Source organism: Serratia sp. EC4 (assembly GCF_059652115.1).
In genome coordinates this window covers 39679-56569 of sequence record NZ_JBNIDE010000005.1, presented here as the reverse complement: position 1 = coordinate 56569, position 16891 = coordinate 39679, and the positions used below count along the sequence as shown (strand labels likewise).

The following is a 16891-nucleotide window of genomic DNA, read 5'->3' as shown; positions in this document are numbered from 1 at the left end:
TTAACGGGCGATGCGTATCACCGAACGCACGTCACTTTTCTTGTTCAGATCCCACACCTCGGCGATCTCCGCCAACGCGTGTTCCTGCGTCTCGATAGTGAGCGCTCCGGTCGCCGCCAGCGTCAGAATCTCGGTCGCGTAGCGCTGCATTTCCGGGATCGGCGGGAAGTTGCCGGTGCCGCTGCCGAGGATCTGCAGCTGATTGCTGCGCAACACCGCCGCCGGCAGCCGGATGTCCGGCGCGGCCATCGAACCGACGTTGACCAAGCGAATGCCGCGTCCGCCGGCGTAAGACGAGAGATCGTGATTATTGAGGGTCGCGAGCAGCGCTTCGGTCGCCGGCCCCCAGATGTAATCGACGATCACCTGATAACCGCCCGGCCCCGCCGCCGCCGCGAAGGCCTGCGTCAGCGCCTCGCCCTGCAGGCTCAGATCTACCGTGGCATCCACGCCCAACGCTTCCAGCACGCTCAGCCGACGGCCGGCGGCAACGATACGCCCTGCCCCTGCCTGACGCGCCGCGGCAACCGCCAGCTTGCCTGAGGTGCCGGTGGCGCCGATGATCAGCACCGTTTCACCGGGCTGCAGATCCGCCCGCCAACGCAGCGGCAGCCAGGCGGCGAAGGCCGGATTGATCAGCGCTGCCGCCGTGGCGTCGTCCACCGCCTCCGGCACCGGCACCGTCCATGACGCGACGCTGCGCTCAGCCATCGCACCGTAAGGACGGCGGAAGGAGGCAAAGTACACCCGTTTTCCGTCCGCCGTACGGCCCACGCCGTCGGTGCCGGGCACTATCGGCAATTGCTTCGGGCTGGAATAGTGGGTGCCGGCGACGGTGGCGCGATCCAGCTGTTTGATGCCGGCCGCCAGAACGTCGATCGGCACTTCATTCGCCTGCGCCTGGGGCTCCTCAAAGGTGCCGAAAACCGGGGCTTGCCCCAGCGCTGTTACGATTGCCGCTTGCATGGTGACTCCTCAAATCGTGGGAACGTACAGGAAAGAATAGGCCGCTATAAAATAAAAAGGGACACCGCATGATGCGGTGTCCCCCGAACACAAACTTTGCCGAACGTGTTATTCGTAATCGCTCATCGGCACGCAAGAGCAGAACAGGTTACGGTCGCCGTACACGTCGTCCAGACGCTTAACGCTCGGCCAGTACTTGTTCTCGCGTACGCCGGCCACCGGGAACACCGCCAGCTCGCGGCTGTACGGGTGCTGCCAGTCGTTGACCAGCTCCGCCTGCACGTGCGGCGCATTCACCAGCGGGTTGTCTTCCAGCGGCCATTCGCCTTTGGCGACGCGGTCGATCTCGCTGCGGATCGCCAGCATCGCATCGATAAAGCGATCCAGCTCCACTTTGCTTTCCGACTCGGTCGGCTCGACCATCAGCGTGCCCGCCACCGGGAACGACATGGTCGGCGCGTGGAAGCCGAAGTCAATCAGCCGCTTGGCGATGTCCATTTCGCTGATGCCGGTCTCTTCCTTCAGCGGACGAATGTCGAGGATGCATTCGTGCGCCACGCGGTGATCGCGGCCGGTATACAGAATCGGATACGCGTCTTTCAGACGGGTGGCGATGTAGTTGGCGTTCAGGATCGCCATCTGGCTGGCCTGCTTCAGGCCTTCCGCGCCCATCATGCGGATGTACATCCAGCTGATCGGCAGGATGGAGGCGCTGCCGAACGGCGCCGCGGAGACCGCGCCCTGCTGGGTGGTTACGCCGTCGATCTGCACGACGCTGTGGCCCGGTACGAACGGCGCCAGGTGCGCTTTCACGCCGATAGGGCCCATGCCCGGGCCGCCGCCGCCGTGCGGGATGCAGAAGGTTTTATGCAGGTTGAGGTGCGAAACATCCGCGCCGATGTAGCCCGGCGTGGTGATGCCCACCTGGGCGTTCATGTTGGCGCCGTCCAGATACACCTGACCGCCGAACTGATGCACGATCTGGCACACTTCACGGATGGTTTCTTCATACACGCCGTGGGTCGACGGGTAGGTCACCATGATGCAAGAGAGTTCTTCGCCTGCCTGCTCCGCCTTGACGCGCAGATCGTGCAGATCGATGTTGCCGTTCTTGTCGCAGGCGACCACGACCACGCTCATGCCCGCCATCTGGGCGGAGGCCGGGTTGGTGCCGTGCGCCGAGCTCGGGATCAGGCAGACGTGACGGCCCGCTTCGTTGCGGCTTTCGTGGTAGCGGCGGATCGCCAGCAGGCCGGCGTATTCGCCCTGCGCGCCGGAGTTCGGCTGCATGCACACCGCGTCATAGCCGGTCAGCTGCACCAGCCACTGAGACAGTTGGCCGATCATCTGTTGGTAACCGGCAGCCTGCTCCGGCGGGCAGAACGGGTGCAGTTCGGAGAATTCAGGCCAGGTGATCGGGATCATTTCCGCCGCGGCGTTCAATTTCATGGTGCAAGAACCCAGCGGGATCATCGCCTGGTTCAGCGCCAGATCCTTACGCTCCAAGCGATGCATGTAACGCATCATCTCGGTTTCGCTGTGATAGCGGTTGAATACCGGGTGGGTCAGGATCGGATCCTGTCGCAGCATGGCGGCCGGGATCGATTGACTGTTTTTGCTCACCGCCGCGTCCAACGCGTCGATGTCCAGACCGTGATTGTCGCCGGCCAGCAGTGCGAACAGCGTTTGCACGTCTTCACGCGAGGTGGCTTCATCCAGCGTGATGCCCACGGCGCCGTGGATGTCGGTACGCAGGTTGATGCCGAAGCTCAGCGCGCGCTCCAGCACGGCGGCCTTGTCTTTCACTTCAACGGTCAGGGTGTCGAACCAGGTGTTGTGGCGCAGCGTCAGGCCGGCCTTCTGCAGCCCGGCGGCCAGAATGTCGGTCAGGCGATGGATGCGCCCGGCGATGCGCTGCAGCCCTTGCGGGCCGTGATACACCGCATACAGGCTGGCGATGTTGGCCAGCAGCACCTGCGAAGTACAGATATTCGAGTTGGCCTTCTCGCGGCGGATATGCTGCTCGCGGGTCTGCATCGCCATGCGCAGCGCGGTGTTGCCGGCGGCATCGCGGGAAACGCCGATGATGCGGCCCGGCATCGAACGCTTGAACTCGTCGCGGCAGGCGAAGAAGGCGGCATGCGGGCCGCCGTAGCCCATCGGCACGCCGAAGCGCTGCGCGGAGCCGAACACCACGTCGGCGCCCTGCTTGCCCGGCGCGGTCAGCAGCACCAGGGCCATGATGTCGGCGGCCACGCTGGTGATGATTTTGCGCGATTTCAGTTCGGCCAGCAGCGCGCTGTAGTCGTGCAGTTCACCGGTGGTGCCCACCTGCTGCAGCAACACGCCGAACACGCCGTCCAGCTCCAGCACTTTTTCCGCTTTATCGACGATGACGTCGAAGCCGAAGGTTTCGGCGCGGGTGCGCACCACGTCCAGCGTCTGCGGATGCACGTCGTCAGCCACGAAGAAGCGGTTGGCGTCTTTCAGCTTGCTGGCGCGTTTGGCCAACGCCATCGCCTCGGCGGCGGCGGTCGCTTCATCCAGCAGCGATGCGGAGGCCAGATCCAGGCCGGTCAGATCGAGGGTCACGGTCTGGAAGTTCAGCAGCGCTTCCAGACGGCCCTGCGACACTTCCGGCTGATAAGGGGTGTAAGCGGTGTACCAGCCCGGGTTTTCCAGCATGTTGCGCAGGATCACCGGCGGCGTCAGCACGGCGCTGTAGCCCATGCCGATATAGGATTTGTAGCGCTGATTCTGCGAGGCGATCGCCTTCAGCTCAGCCAGCGCCTGGTGTTCGGTCGCCGCGTCGCCAACCGGCGGCGGCCCCGGCAGCTGAATGTCCGCCGGCACGATCTGTTGGATCAGCGCGCTGAGCGAGCGAGCGCCCACCGCTGCCAGCAACTCCTGGCGTTGTTCCGCAGAAGAGCCGATGTGGCGTTCGATGAACGCTTCGCTGTGTTCGAGTTGGCTGAGTGTCTGAGTCATTGCTACAAATTCCTGAATGCTTGCGTGATACGGGATATAGCTTGAACGGTAACTAAAACGCCCCGGCCGAAAGGCCTGGGGCGTGGGCACGATTACTCGTCGATCGAGGCCTGATAAGCCGCGGCGTCCAGCAGGTTCGCCAGCTCGCCTTCGTCGGAGGCTTTAATCTGGAACAGGAAGCCGTCACCGTAAGGTTCGCTGTTCACCAGCTCCGGGGAGCTTTCCAGCTCGCCGTTCACCGCCACGATTTCACCGCTGATTGGTGCGTAAATGTCCGACGCCGCCTTGACGGATTCCGCCACGGCGCAATCTTCACCGGCGGCGACTGTGCGGCCCACTTCCGGCAGATCGACAAACACCATATCGCCCAGCAGTTCCTGCGCGTGTTCGGTGATGCCTACGGTGTAAACGCCGTTACCTTCTGAACGAACCCACTCGTGGGAGGATGCGTATTTCAATTCTGTTGGCACATTGCTCATCGCCGGTTACTCCTTCGAAGAAATAAAAAATCAATCAATAAAAATTAATTTGCCAGCGGCTTGCCGGCGCGAACGAAACCGGGCTTGGTCACTTTGACCGGCATCTCGCGGTTGCGGATCTGCACGATAGCCTGCTCGCCGATGCCCGCCGGCACACGCGCCAGCGCGATGCTGAAGCCCAGCGTCGGGGAGAACGAACCGCTGGTGATCACGCCTTCGCGGGTTTGCCCCGCCGCGTCGGTGAAACGCACCGGCAGCTCATTACGTAATACGCCTTTTTCCGTCATGATCAAGCCGACCAGTTGCTCGGTGCCCTGCTCGCGCTGTTGCTCCAGCGCTTCGCGGCCGATGAAACGGCGATCTTCCGGCTGCCAGGCGATGGTCCAGCCCATGTTGGCGGCCAGCGGCGAAACGCCTTCATCCATCTCTTGCCCGTAGAGGTTCATGCCCGCTTCCAGACGCAGCGTGTCGCGCGCGCCCAGACCGGCCGGCTTGACGCCCGCGGCCAGCAATTTTTGCCAGAAATCCGCCGCCTGCTCTTTCGGCAGCGCGATCTCATAGCCGGCCTCGCCGGTGTAACCGGTGGTGGCGATGAACAGCTCGCCGGCCTGCACGCCGAAGAACGGCTTCATGCCTTCGACCGCGCTTTTTTGTTCCGGGGTGAACAGGGTGCCGGCGCGCTCTTTGGCCTGCGGGCCCTGCACCGCGATCAGCGCCAGATCGTCGCGCACCGTCAGCGCGACGCCATACGGCGCGGCGTGCTCTTCGATCCAGGCCAGGTCTTTGTCGCGGGTGGCGGAGTTCACCACCAGGCGGAAATAGTCTTCAGTGAGGAAATAAACGATCAGGTCGTCGATCACGCCGCCGGAGGCGTTCAGCATGCCGGTGTACAGCGCTTTGCCGGGTTGGGTCAGTTTGGCGACGTCGTTCGCCAGCAGGTAGCGCAGGAACTCGCGGGTGCGGGCGCCGTGCAGATCCACAATGGTCATGTGAGACACGTCGAACATGCCGGCATCCTGACGCACCGCGTGGTGCTCATCGAGCTGCGAGCCGTAGTGCAGCGGCATCATCCAGCCGTGAAAGTCTACCATGCGCGCACCGCACGCCACGTGCTGGTCGTACAGTGGGGTTTGCTTTGCCATCTTTTCCCTCTTTCCACTCGTCGCTAGAAGTTAGGGTGCTGCCACGCAATGCGGCGGAGACTGGCTCGCGGCCCGATCGCCATGGCGCACTGACTGCTCAACACAAATGCTGCGCCGGGACGGGCGGAAACTGCGTGCAACCGCCGTGACGCAAACGATACCTTTCCCTCGAACTTATCACCGAACGACCACATTAACCATAAGTTAAAATAGGCTCATCGCCGTTCCCGGGCGGTAAAACGCCGGGCTAGTGTGCAGAGTTTTTCACTGGAAAAATGCGCCTTAAGGCACAAAATTAACAATTAAAGCGGCAAAACACCGAACTTATATAACAAACCTATGGCCGCACATGGGATCCTGACTTTTGATAACCGAACATGGAATTAGAAAAAGTAATGATAAAAAGCGGCTGAAATTAGATTATTTCAAATGAGGGGTTATATAAGGAAACGCGATGGCATAAGGCGAGAAGCGCGAGCCCGCTGCGGGCTCGCAGAAGGCAGGTGTCAGGCAAGCCACTCGGGCAGATCGTTCAGGCCCATCGCCTGACGCACCAGCTTCGGTTTGACGCCCGGCAGGCTGTCCGCCAGCCGCAGCCCCACGTCGCGCAACAGCTTTTTGGCAGGGTGGTTGCCGTCGAACAGTTCGCGGAAACCCTGCATGCTGGCCAGCATCACCGCCGCGCCGTGTTTGCGGCGGCGCTCATAGCGGCGCAGATAGAGGTGCTGGCCAATATCCTTGCCCTGCCGTTGCAGGCGACGCAGTTCGGAAATCAGCTCGGCGGCGTCCATAAAGCCCAGGTTCACGCCCTGTCCGGCCAGCGGATGCACGGTATGCGCCGCATCGCCCACCAGCGCCAGGCGGTGCGCCGCGAAGCTGCGCGCATAGCGGCCGGTCAGCGGGAACGCCAGCCGTTCGCTTTCCAGGCTGCAGGCGCCCAGACGCATATCGAAGGCCATCGCCAGTTCGCGGTTGAATTGTTCCGGCTCCAACTGCTTGAGACGCTCGGCCTCTTCCGGCGCGACCGACCAGACGATGGAGCTCAAATGCGGATCGCTGAACGGCAGGAACGCCAGAATGCCGTCGCCGTGGAAAATTTGCCGCGCCGTGGCCTGATGCGGCTCTTCGGTGCGGATGGTGGCCACCAGCGCGTGGTGGCGATAGTCCCAGAAGGTAAGCGGGATATCGGCATGCTGGCGCAGCCACGACTGGGCGCCGTCGGCGCCAATCACCAACCGGGCGGTCAGCATACGGCCGTCCTCCAGCGTGATGAAGGCGTCATTCTCGCCCCACGCCACCTGCTTGAGCGCGGCCGGGGTAATCAGCGTGATGTCCGACTGGCTTTCGGCGCGTTTCCACAGCGCCTGCTGGATCACCGAATTTTCGATGATGTGGCCGAGATGGCTGAAGCCGCACTCATCGCCGCGGAAGGCGATTTTGCCGAAGCTGTCGCGATCCCACACTTCCATCGCGTTGTAGGCGCTGGCGCGCTGCTGGAGGATGTCGTCCCACACGCCGATGTGCTGCAGCAAACGCTCGCTGGCGGCATTGATGGCGGAGACGCGCAGCGCAGGCTGCTCCGACGGCGGCGCCATCTCCGGCTGGCGCTGCTCCAGCACCGCCACGCGCAGCCCGCTGCCCTGCAAGCCGCAGGCCAACGCCAGCCCCACCATACCGCCACCGGCGATAATCACGTCAAATGATTGCATGCTGCTCGATTTCCTTAAATAACGCGCGACGCCTTGCCGCGCCGCGTTTTTGGGCGCGCCACAGGGCGCCCGATTCTGTGTCTAACGTTCCACCCAGCCCAGCGTACGCTTGGCGAAGGCGTCGCGCACCGCCGGCAAACGCGCCATCGCCATCAGCCCCAGATTGCGGCCGACCACCAGCGGGCTATAACGATTGGCGAACAGGTGGATCAACCCATCGGTCACGCCGATCGTCGCCTGCTGATCGTTTTGCCGCCGCTGCTGATAACGGCTCAGCAATGCGTAACCGCCGGCGTCTTCGCCGCTGTCTGCCGCTTCCGCCAGCGTTTCCGCCAGCGACATCACGTCGCGCAGACCCAGGTTGAACCCCTGCCCGGCGATCGGATGCAGCGTCTGCGCCGCGTTGCCCACCAGCGCCAGCCGGTGGCTGACATGGCGATCGGCGGTCAGCAGGCCAAGTGGATAACTGTGCCGCTTACCGGCCTTGAGGATGCGCCCCAGCCGCCAGCCGAAAGCCTGTTGCAGCTCGGCGATAAAACGCGCGTCGTCCCAGGCATCCACCCGGGCGCGATCTTCGCGCGCATGGCACCACACCAGCGAACTGCGCCCCTGCGACATCGGCAACAGCGCCAGCGGCCCATAACGGGTAAAGCGCTCGAAAGCTCGCCCCTGCGGATCTTCCGCCGTGGTGACGTTGGCGATGGTGGCGAACTGCGGATAGTCCTCCTGCCGCCACTGCACGTTGCAGGCCTGCGCCAGCGCCGAACGCGAACCGTCGGCCGCCACCAGCAGCTGCCCGCGCAGACGCTGGCCGTTGTCCAGCAGCACTTCCGCCCGCTCCGCGGTGCGGATCACGTCCACCACCCGCGCGGGGCAGTGCAGCGTGACGCCCGGCGCCTTCGTCAGCAGCGCAAACAGCCGCTGCCCGGCGTCGTGCAGTTCGATCACCTGGCCGAGCGCATCGACCTGATAATCCTGCGCCTGCAGATTAACGAAACCGGCGTGACCGCGATCGCTGACGTGCACCTGAGTGATCGGCGTGGCGCAGTCGCGCAGCGCCGGCCAAACGCCGATGCGCGCCAGCTGTTGGCAGGTGCCCTGCGCCAAAGCGATGGCGCGGGCGTCAAAACCAGGATGGCTGCGGTCGTCCGGCCGGGTCGCTTCGACCAGATCCACCGCCATTCTTCCCTGAGTAAGCGACGAGATAGCCAGCGCCAGCGTCGCGCCCGCCATACCGCCGCCAACGATAATTACGCTCATGCTATGACCTTGCCGCCGCCATCAACGCTTCGATGGCATCGGCATCTTTCACTACGGTGGCGGTCAGGTTTTCATTGCCGTCGGCGGTGATCACGATGTCGTCCTCGATGCGGATGCCAATGCCGCGGTATTCCTCCGGCACGTCCGCATCCGGCGCGATGTACAGCCCCGGTTCCACGGTCAGCACCATGCCCGGCTCCAGCAGCCGATCGCGGCTCGGCGTGCCGTAGTGGCCGACGTCATGCACATCGAGCCCCAACCAGTGGCTCAACCCGTGCATAAAGAACTGACGGTGGGCCTGCTCGGCGATCAATTGATCGACTTCACCTTTCAATACGCCCAGCTCCACCAGCCCGACCACCATGATGCGCACCACTTCGTCATTGACTTCGCGGATGCTGGTGCCGGGTTTGAACAGTTCCAAAGCACGCTGCAGCGACGCCAGCACAATGTCGTACACCGCGCGCTGCGGCCGGCTGAACTTGCCGTTGACCGGGAAGGTGCGGGTGATGTCGCCGGCGTACCCCTGGTACTCGCAACCGGCGTCGATCAACACCAGATCGCCGTCGCGCATCTGGCTCTCGTTCTCGGTGTAGTGCAGGATGCAGCCGTTTTCGCCGCTGCCGACGATGGTGTTGTAAGACGGATAACGGGCGCCGAGGCGGGTGAATTCATGATGAATTTCCGCTTCCAGCTGGTATTCGAACATGCCCGGGCGGCATTTTTCCATCGCGCGGGTATGCGCCAACGCGCTGATCTCACCGGCGCGGCGCATCACCGCCAGCTCTTCCGGCGATTTGAACAGGCGCATGTCGTGCAGCCACGGCCGCCAGTCGGTAACGGTGGCCGGCGCCTGCAGATTCTGGCGGAACCCCTTGCGCAGCTTGTCCAGCGCGCCGAACAGGATCTGATCGGCATAGGTGTATTCGCCCTGCGCGTGGTAGACCGCATCCAGGCCGTTGAGCAGCAGGTGCAGTTGGTCATTGATTTCATCGAACGGCAGCGCGCGATCCACGCCCAGCTTCGCCGGCGCGGCGTCTTGCCCCAGGCGGCGGCCAAACCAGATTTCCGCCGTCAAATCGCGCACCCGGTTGAACAACACGCTGTGGTTGTGCGTTTCATCGCTTTTAATCAGCACCAGCACCGCTTCGGGCTCATTGAAGCCGGTCAGGTACCAAAAGTCGCTGTTCTGCCGGTAGGGATAGTCTGAATCTGCACTGCGCGTCGTTTCCGGCGCAGAGAAAATAACCGCCGCGCTGGCCGGCGCCATTTTCGCCAACAGCGCCTGGCGGCGGTTGTTGAATTCCTGCTGAGTCATTGCCTTCTCCTGAAATCATGCCATCCGCACCGCCGGCGGAGGGGCGATAAAACGTTTAGTGCAACGTCGGTTTGATGTTTTCCGGCGCCGTCGGCTTGTGACGGGCGAATTCGCCGTGGCACATGATGGCGGCGACCCGCACATACTCCGCCACTTCTTCCAGCGACTGTTCCAATTCTTCCTGATCTTCGTCTTCGTCGTAGCCCAGTTGCGCGATGTTGCGCAGGTCGTCGATCGCTTCACCGACTTCGTCTTTCACCTGGGCCAGCTTCGGCTGCATCATGCCCAGCCCGAGCAGGAAGTGGTTGACCCAACCGGCCAGCGCGTCGGCGCGATCGAACACGCTGACGATCTCTCCTTCGGGCAGCATCAGTTGGAACAGGAATTCGTCATCTTCCAGCGTGTCGCGCGTCGCTTCATACAGCTGTTGCAGCGGTTGGCTGAGCGCCTGCGGGAAGGCGACGCCTTCGTTGGTCAGATCGTGCACCAGCGCCTGCCAGCCGGCGTCACGGCTGCCGCCGCACAGCAGGCCGCTGATCAGGCCGTGCATTTCTGCCGCGGTCAACGCCACCGACTGCTGGTTGAGGGCCACGGTTAAAGATTGGTAACTTGGAAATGTATTCTGTATAGACATGCGCATTCGTCATCGTTGGCAGGATAAGTTCGTGTTATGCTACCACCAAGGTCCGTCGCTATACCAGATAAGCGCGACACCTCAGTGGCTAGTTATAATCGCGATGTGGCAGGTTTCACACTGCGCCGGCGGGGGGTGAAAGTGCGGTAAATACGCATTTTGAAACCCTTTTTTGACTGGCAATGTGCGCCACAGTAGATTACAACCAGGTACTGAAAAAGGGGTTGTATCTTGGTACCGAGGTATATATAGTGGCGCCCGCTTTGACGGCCCGGCCAGGGCGGACAAGGCTGGCGCGAAATTTAGGCAGGAAGGTGGCATGTCTGCACAACCGGTAGATATTCAAATTTTTGGCCGCTCGTTAAGAGTCAATTGCCCGCCAGAACAACAAGATGCGTTGAATATGGCGGCGGACGATCTTAACCAGCGGTTGCAAGATCTTAAAGTTCGCACTAGAGTCTCCAATACTGAGCAACTGGTTTTCATCGCGGCATTGAACGTCTGTCACGAACTTGCTCAAGAACGGTTGAAAACCCGTGACTATGCGTCCAATATGGAACAACGCATACGGATGCTGCAGCAGACCATTGAACAAGCGCTGCTTGAACAAGGTCGCATCTCTGAACGTCAGGATGCACAATTCGAATAACTTAAGTTGTTGAAATCAAAGTTTCGGCAACGAGTACAAAATTTCTCTGAGATGTTCGCCAGCGGGCCAGTCCCCTGAGCCGATATTTAGTACAAACAGAATGTGTTGCTCCGCGATCGGTGAGCACGCTCGGTGCGCCGAGAAGCCTTAAGATTGCGACGGCACGTTCACCTTGAACCATGGGTTCAAGGGTTACAGCCTGCGACGGCATCTCGGAGATTCCCCTTCTCAGCGGTTTATGTGTGCTGAACGCCACACTGAGCAAGCCTGATACGATGTCTTTTCAACCCCAATTCGCGCAGCAGCGCCAAGCCATTCGTCAACTCATTCGCCAACGTCGGCGCGAGCTTACGCCGGGCCAGCAACGCTTTGCCGCAGACAAGATAGCCGAACGCCTCGTCGCGCATGAACGCATTCAGGCGGCGCACAGCATCGCGGTATTTTTGTCGTTTGACGGCGAACTTGATACCGGACCGCTGATCGAGCGGCTGTGGACGCTCGGCAAACGGGTTTACCTGCCGGTGCTGCATCCGTTCAGCCCAGGCCACCTGCTGTTCCTGCGCTATGCGCCGGAAACGCCGCTGGTGCGCAACCGCTTCAATATTCTCGAACCGCGCCTCGATGTGCGCCAGGTGTTGCCGCTGGGTGAACTGGAGGTGGTGCTGACGCCGCTGGTGGCGTTCGATCATACCGGGCAGCGTCTGGGCATGGGCGGCGGCTTTTACGATCGCACCCTGCAAAACTGGCGCAGCGGCGGCCCCTATCCCATCGGCCTGGCCCATGATTGCCAGCAGGTGGAGCACCTGCCGACCGAACATTGGGATATCCCGCTGCCGGAAATCCTCACCCCGCTCTGCAGCTGGGCGTGGCATGAGCCCAAATAGCAAAAGGCCGGATCGCTCCGGCCTTTTTCGTTGCGGCATGCCGCCGAATCAGAACAGCAGGCGGGCGCGGATGGTGCCGTCGATGGCCTTCATACGCTGCAGCGCGGCGTCGGCGCGCGCGGTTTCCGCTTCGATGTCGATCACCACATAGCCGATTTCCGGCCCGGTTTGCAGATACTGTGCGGCGATGTTAACCCCCTCTTCGGCGAAGATCTGGTTAATCTGCGTCAGCACGCCCGGACGGTTTTCGTGGATGTGCAACAGGCGGCTGGCGTTCGGGCCATGCGCCGGCAGCGACACTTCCGGGAAGTTGACAGCGGACAGAGTCGAACCGTTGTCGGAGTATTTCGCCAGCTTGCCGGCCACTTCGTCGCCGATGTTCTCCTGCGCTTCCTGAGTGGAACCGCCGATGTGCGGCGTCAACAGCACGTTGTCGAACTCACACAGCGGCGAGTTGAACGGATCGCTGTTGGTCGCAGGCTCTTCCGGGAAGACGTCGATCGCCGCGCCCGCCAGGTGATTGCTGGCCAGTGCGTCGCACAGCGCGGGAATATCCACCACGGTGCCGCGCGAGGCGTTGATCAGAATGGCGCCCGGTTTCATCAGCGCCAGCTCTTCCGCCCCCATCATATTTTTGGTCGATGGCGTTTCCGGCACATGCAGCGTCACCACGTCGCTCATATTGAGCAAATCGGACAGATGGCGCACCTGCTGCGCATTGCCCAGCGGCAGCTTATTCTCGATGTCGTAGAAGAACACCTTCATGCCCAGCCCTTCGGCCAGAATGCCCAATTGGGTGCCGATATGGCCGTAGCCGATGATGCCCAGCTTTTTGCCGCGCGCCTCATAGGAGCCCACGGCCAGTTTGTGCCACACGCCGCGGTGCGCCTTGGCGTTGGCGGCCGGAATGCCGCGCAACATCAACAGCAGCTCGCCCAGCACCATTTCGGCCACGGATCGGGTATTGGAGAAGGGGGCGTTGAAGACCGGAATACCGCGTTTGGTCGCCGCTTTCAGCTCAACCTGGTTGGTGCCGATGCAGAAGCAGCCCACCGCCACCAGTTTTTCTGCGGCGGCGAACACCTCTTCGGTCAGATGCGTGCGCGATCGGATGCCGACGAAGTGTGCATCGCGGATGGATGCCTTCAGCGATTCGGTGTCTAACGCACCCTTGTGGTATTCGATGTTGGTATAACCGGCGGCACGTAAATTATCGACCGTGCTCTGATGAACCCCTTCCACCAACAGGAATTTAATCCTGTCTTTCTCCAATGATACTTTTGCCATTTACCCGACCCTATGTTCAGACTTCAGAAGCGGCTGTGACGACACAGCTCCCATCCAACATAACAAAAATAACGCGGGCGGCAATACAAACGATTGCCTGCCCGGCAGGACAAGGCGCAGCGTTGATGGCGGTTTACGGCAGAAAATGCCATAGGGAAAGTTTTCGGCAGAAGCTTTGGGGAGTCAGTTTTCACAATGTGACATAAGTCACCAAATTTGCCGTTTTTCAGAAAAGATATTTTAACCGAAGAATTATGCGGCCCGGCACTGCCGGGCCACAGCCGGCAGAAGTTTATTTGACCACTTTCACGCCTTCCGGGGTGCCGACCAGCGCCACGTCCGCGCCGCGGTTGGCGAACAGCCCCACGGTCACCACGCCGGCGATGCCGTTGATCTTGTTCTCCAGCGCCACGGCGTCGGTGATGCTCAGGTTATGCACATCGAGGATCACGTTGCCGTTGTCGGTCACCACGTTCTGGCGATACTCCGGCAGACCGCCGAGTTTCACCAGCTCGCGCGCCACGTAAGAGCGAGCCATCGGGATCACTTCCACCGGCAGCGGGAACTTGCCCAGCACGTCCACCTGCTTGCTGGCGTCGACGATGCAGATGAATTTCTTGGCGATGGCGGCAATGATCTTCTCGCGCGTCAGCGCCGCGCCGCCGCCCTTGATCATCTGCATATGGCCGTTGATTTCGTCCGCGCCGTCCACGTAGATATCGAGCGAGTCCACTTCGTTGCTGTCGAACACGTGGATGCCGAGGCTTTTCAGCTTAGCGGTGGAGGCATCGGAGCTGGACACCGCGCCTTCGATCTGGTGCTTGATGGAGCCCAGCGCGTCAATAAAGTGGGCGGCGGTAGAGCCGGTGCCGACCCCGACGATGGTGCCCGGCGTCACGTATTCCAGCGCCGCCCAGCCCACCGCTTTTTTCAGTTCATCCTGCGTCATAATATGTCCCTTGCCTCTGTACGAAAACGTGTGCGTATTATAGGGTAAAACGCTGTTTTTCACGCCGGCAGGATCACACTTATTTACCGCAGCCCGCATTTTTACCCGCTTGGCGGCGAGCTGGGGGCGTGATTTTTCCACCTGCGCCGCACGCAAAATGTGGCATAGTGCCGGTATCATTCTAATTTAAGGGATATCTTTCCGATGAAACGCCCAGACTATCGTACGCTGCAAGCGCTGGACGCGGTGATCCGTGAGCGCGGCTTCGAGCGCGCCGCGCAAAAACTCTGTATCACGCAATCGGCGGTATCCCAACGCATCAAACAGCTGGAAAACCTGTTCGGCCAACCGCTGCTGGTTCGTACCGTGCCGCCGCGCCCGACCGAACAAGGGCAAAAGCTGCTGGCGCTGCTGCATCAGGTGGAGCTGCTGGAAGAAGAGTGGCTCGGCAATGACACCGGCGTCGATACGCCGCTGCTGCTGTCGCTAGCGGTCAACGCCGACAGTCTGGCGACCTGGCTGCTGCCGGCGCTGAAGCCAGTGCTGGCGGACTCCCCCATTCGTCTGAATCTGCAGGTGGAAGATGAAACCCGCACCCAGGAGCGGCTGCGCCGCGGTGAGGTGGTGGGCGCGGTGAGTATTCAGCCGCAGCCGCTGCCGAGCTGCCTGGTGGATCGGCTGGGGGCGCTGGACTACCTGTTCGTGGCCTCCAGCGGCTTCGCCGAGCGCTATTTCCCGAACGGCGTCACCCGTTCCGCGCTGCTGAAAGCGCCGGCGGTGGCCTTCGACCATCTCGACGACATGCACCAGGCATTCCTGCAGCAGAACTTCGATCTGTCGCCGGGCAGCGTGCCCTGCCACATCGTCAACTCATCGGAAGCCTTCGTGCAGCTGGCGCGTCAGGGCACCACCTGCTGCATGATCCCGCATCTGCAGATCGAAAAGGAGCTGGCATCCGGTGAACTGATCGATCTGACGCCGGGGCTGTACCAGCGCCGCATGCTGTACTGGCACCGCTTCGCGCCGGAAAGCCGCATGATGCGCAAAGTGACCGACGCGTTGCTGGAACACGGCCACCAGGTATTGCGCCAGGATTAAAACGAAAAAAGGTTCGCCGCAGCGAACCTTTTCTTCAATACAACACCCTTACTGCGCGGCGTTGCGCTGCAGCTCAAACACCACATCCACCTGATCGTCGAAGTGAATGCTTTGCTGTTCATAGGTTTGCGCCGCGTCGTTTTCCGCCGCCGCGCCGGCCGCCTTATACATCCGCGCCACCGGCATCGGCTGATAGTTGGCGACCCGGTAGCGAATGCTGTACACCGGCCCCAGCTTGGCGTGGAAGCCTTTGGCCAGGGATTCGGCCTGCTGAGTCGCGTTCTCGATCGCTTTTTGCCGCGCCTGCTCGCGATATACGTCCGGTTTGGCGACGCCCAGCTCCACCGCGCGGATCTCGTTCAGGCCGGATTTCAGCGCGCCGTCCAGCAGCTCGTTCAGCTTGTCCAACTGGCGCAGGGTGACCTGCACCTGGCGCACCGCCCGGTAGCCCTTCAGCACCGACTCGCCGGTTTTCAGGTAGTCGTATTCCGGCTGAGTGCGCAGGTTGGCAGCGCTGATGTCTTTTTTCTCGATGTTGTTTTTCTGCAGGAAATCAAAGTACTGCGCCACGCGCTCGTCTACCTGCTTCTTCGCCTGAGCGGCGTCTTTGGAGGAAACGCTCACCTCGATCGCCAGGGTGGCGATATCCGGCGTGGCGTCCACGCTGGCGGTGCCGGAGGTGACGACGTGCGGCCCTTCAGGCACTTCAGCCGCCTGCAGCGCCATCGGTAACGTCCCTAATCCGACCATTGCGGCCATAGCCAATGCTTTTAGCTTCACAGTGTCTCCTTAATGACAGGCTGTCTCTGATCGCCGGCTTTTCCCTGCGAGAACCGCCGGATTCCTGGCATCAAACGTAGCATATCGCACGGCGTTTTGAATTCGGATTAGTGACAAATTCTTATAAATTTGCCCCCTGCCAGGCCAGCTGCAGCGCGATGCCCCACATCACCAGCCCGACCAGCGCATTGATGATGCGCTGCGCCCGCTGCGTATTCAGCCACGGCGCCAGCCAGGAGGCCAGCAGCGCCAGGCCGAAGAACCACACCGCCGACGCGCTGACCGCGCCAAGCGCGAACCAGGAGCGCACATCCGCCGTCAGCTGTCCGCCCAGGCTGCCGAGCACCACGAAGGTGTCCAGATAGACGTGCGGATTCAGCCAGGTGACCGCCAGCATGGTGACCACGATGCGCCAGCGGCTCTGCGCCAGCTCCTGCGCCGCGGCCTGCGCCGGTTGCGGGCTGAAGGCGGAACGGAACGCGCCCCAGCCGTACCACAGCAGAAACGCCACACCGCCCCAGGTGACCAGCGCCAACAGCAGCGGCGAGCGGGTCAGCAACGCGCTGCCGCCGAAAATACCGGCGCAGATCAGCACGATATCGCTCAGTGCGCACAATGAGGCGATCATCAGATGATACTGACGGCGAATGCCCTGATTCATCACGAATACGTTCTGCGGGCCCAGCGGCAGGATCATGGCGGCGCTCAGGGCAAACCCCTGCAGGAAGACGGCTAACATGGGAGATTC

The 16891-nt window shown here is 61.7% G+C and carries 15 protein-coding genes and 1 other RNA gene; 4 read left to right on the top strand and 12 right to left on the bottom strand.

The features are described from left to right. The 8 genes from ACP39K_RS16295 to ACP39K_RS16260 all read right to left on the bottom strand — a co-directional run bounded on the left by ACP39K_RS16295 (window position 1) and on the right by ACP39K_RS16260 (window position 10496). Window positions 1–966 carry a quinone oxidoreductase family protein gene (locus ACP39K_RS16295; protein ID WP_048797028.1) on the bottom strand — a complete coding sequence of 322 codons (966 nt, stop codon included), beginning with the start codon at window positions 964–966 and terminating at the stop codon, window positions 1–3. A gap of 108 nt (window positions 967–1074) precedes the next feature. After that, window positions 1075–3954, bottom strand: a complete 2880-nt coding sequence (gene gcvP / locus ACP39K_RS16290) for an aminomethyl-transferring glycine dehydrogenase (RefSeq protein WP_004931634.1) — start codon at window positions 3952–3954, stop codon at window positions 1075–1077. A 92-nt stretch (window positions 3955–4046) separates the two neighbouring features. After that, a complete protein-coding gene (gene gcvH, locus ACP39K_RS16285) occupies window positions 4047–4433 on the bottom strand; it encodes a glycine cleavage system protein GcvH (protein ID WP_016930003.1) in 387 nt (128 codons plus the stop codon). A gap of 44 nt (window positions 4434–4477) precedes the next feature. Continuing rightward, window positions 4478–5575 (bottom strand): glycine cleavage system aminomethyltransferase GcvT, encoded by a 1098-nt coding sequence (gene gcvT, locus ACP39K_RS16280; RefSeq protein ID WP_033639449.1) that lies wholly within the window; start codon window positions 5573–5575, stop codon window positions 4478–4480. Window positions 5576–6081: 506 nt separating this feature from the next. Beyond that, window positions 6082–7284, bottom strand: a complete 1203-nt coding sequence (gene ubiI / locus ACP39K_RS16275) for an FAD-dependent 2-octaprenylphenol hydroxylase (RefSeq protein ID WP_147826883.1) — start codon at window positions 7282–7284, stop codon at window positions 6082–6084. A gap of 81 nt (window positions 7285–7365) precedes the next feature. Continuing rightward, window positions 7366–8544: a 2-octaprenyl-6-methoxyphenyl hydroxylase gene (gene ubiH / locus ACP39K_RS16270; RefSeq protein ID WP_497008684.1), complete on the bottom strand. Its 1179-nt coding sequence runs from the start codon at window positions 8542–8544 to the stop codon at window positions 7366–7368. A gap of 1 nt (window position 8545) precedes the next feature. Next, window positions 8546–9862, bottom strand: coding sequence for a Xaa-Pro aminopeptidase (gene pepP / locus ACP39K_RS16265; protein ID WP_497008683.1), 1317 nt, complete (start codon window positions 9860–9862; stop codon window positions 8546–8548). Window positions 9863–9917: 55 nt separating this feature from the next. Next, entirely contained in the window at window positions 9918–10496 is a 579-nt protein-coding gene (locus ACP39K_RS16260) for a YecA/YgfB family protein (protein ID WP_028127696.1), read from the bottom strand. 319 nt (window positions 10497–10815) lie between these two features. Between ACP39K_RS16260 and zapA the strand changes: the two genes are divergently transcribed. The 3 genes from zapA to ACP39K_RS16245 all read left to right on the top strand — a co-directional run bounded on the left by zapA (window position 10816) and on the right by ACP39K_RS16245 (window position 12029). After that, window positions 10816–11145 (top strand): cell division protein ZapA, encoded by a 330-nt coding sequence (zapA, locus tag ACP39K_RS16255; RefSeq protein ID WP_004931621.1) that lies wholly within the window; start codon window positions 10816–10818, stop codon window positions 11143–11145. 40 nt (window positions 11146–11185) lie between these two features. Beyond that, window positions 11186–11368, top strand: a non-coding RNA gene (ssrS, locus tag ACP39K_RS16250) — 6S RNA. Between the two features lie 52 nt (window positions 11369–11420). Beyond that, window positions 11421–12029, top strand: a complete 609-nt coding sequence (locus ACP39K_RS16245) for a 5-formyltetrahydrofolate cyclo-ligase (RefSeq protein WP_049300360.1) — start codon at window positions 11421–11423, stop codon at window positions 12027–12029. A gap of 48 nt (window positions 12030–12077) precedes the next feature. Here the strand turns inward: ACP39K_RS16245 and serA are convergent, their stop codons facing one another. Further along, window positions 12078–13316, bottom strand: a complete 1239-nt coding sequence (gene serA, locus ACP39K_RS16240; RefSeq protein ID WP_028127697.1) for a phosphoglycerate dehydrogenase — start codon at window positions 13314–13316, stop codon at window positions 12078–12080. A gap of 292 nt (window positions 13317–13608) precedes the next feature. Continuing rightward, the gene (gene rpiA, locus ACP39K_RS16235) at window positions 13609–14265 is read right to left on the bottom strand and encodes a ribose-5-phosphate isomerase RpiA (RefSeq protein WP_004931614.1); all 657 of its coding nucleotides are present in this window, start codon (window positions 14263–14265) and stop codon (window positions 13609–13611) included. 204 nt (window positions 14266–14469) lie between these two features. Between rpiA and ACP39K_RS16230 the strand changes: the two genes are divergently transcribed. Next, entirely contained in the window at window positions 14470–15363 is an 894-nt protein-coding gene (locus ACP39K_RS16230; RefSeq protein WP_004931613.1) for a LysR family transcriptional regulator ArgP, read from the top strand. A 48-nt stretch (window positions 15364–15411) separates the two neighbouring features. Here ACP39K_RS16230 and ACP39K_RS16225 read toward each other — a convergent pair whose 3' ends face one another. Together ACP39K_RS16225 and argO are read right to left on the bottom strand one after the other, a co-directional pair. Then, entirely contained in the window at window positions 15412–16143 is a 732-nt protein-coding gene (locus ACP39K_RS16225; protein WP_004931607.1) for an oxidative stress defense protein, read from the bottom strand. Between the two features lie 121 nt (window positions 16144–16264). Continuing rightward, entirely contained in the window at window positions 16265–16882 is a 618-nt protein-coding gene (gene argO, locus ACP39K_RS16220; protein ID WP_004931603.1) for an arginine exporter ArgO, read from the bottom strand. Window positions 16883–16891: the final 9 nt, after the last annotated feature.

Coding starts and splice junctions, on each gene's coding strand:
- zapA (WP_004931621.1), top strand. CDS start 10,816: ATGTCTGCACAACCGGTAGATATTCAAATTTTTGGCCGCTCGTTAAGA.
- serA (WP_028127697.1), bottom strand. CDS start 13,316: ATGGCAAAAGTATCATTGGAGAAAGACAGGATTAAATTCCTGTTGGTG.
- gcvT (WP_033639449.1), bottom strand. CDS start 5,575: ATGGCAAAGCAAACCCCACTGTACGACCAGCACGTGGCGTGCGGTGCG.
- ACP39K_RS16230 (WP_004931613.1), top strand. CDS start 14,470: ATGAAACGCCCAGACTATCGTACGCTGCAAGCGCTGGACGCGGTGATC.
- ACP39K_RS16245 (WP_049300360.1), top strand. CDS start 11,421: ATGTCTTTTCAACCCCAATTCGCGCAGCAGCGCCAAGCCATTCGTCAA.
- rpiA (WP_004931614.1), bottom strand. CDS start 14,265: ATGACGCAGGATGAACTGAAAAAAGCGGTGGGCTGGGCGGCGCTGGAA.
- gcvH (WP_016930003.1), bottom strand. CDS start 4,433: ATGAGCAATGTGCCAACAGAATTGAAATACGCATCCTCCCACGAGTGG.
- ACP39K_RS16295 (WP_048797028.1), bottom strand. CDS start 966: ATGCAAGCGGCAATCGTAACAGCGCTGGGGCAAGCCCCGGTTTTCGGC.
- ubiH (WP_497008684.1), bottom strand. CDS start 8,544: ATGAGCGTAATTATCGTTGGCGGCGGTATGGCGGGCGCGACGCTGGCG.
- gcvP (WP_004931634.1), bottom strand. CDS start 3,954: ATGACTCAGACACTCAGCCAACTCGAACACAGCGAAGCGTTCATCGAA.
- ubiI (WP_147826883.1), bottom strand. CDS start 7,284: ATGCAATCATTTGACGTGATTATCGCCGGTGGCGGTATGGTGGGGCTG.
- argO (WP_004931603.1), bottom strand. CDS start 16,882: ATGTTAGCCGTCTTCCTGCAGGGGTTTGCCCTGAGCGCCGCCATGATC.
- ACP39K_RS16260 (WP_028127696.1), bottom strand. CDS start 10,496: ATGTCTATACAGAATACATTTCCAAGTTACCAATCTTTAACCGTGGCC.
- pepP (WP_497008683.1), bottom strand. CDS start 9,862: ATGACTCAGCAGGAATTCAACAACCGCCGCCAGGCGCTGTTGGCGAAA.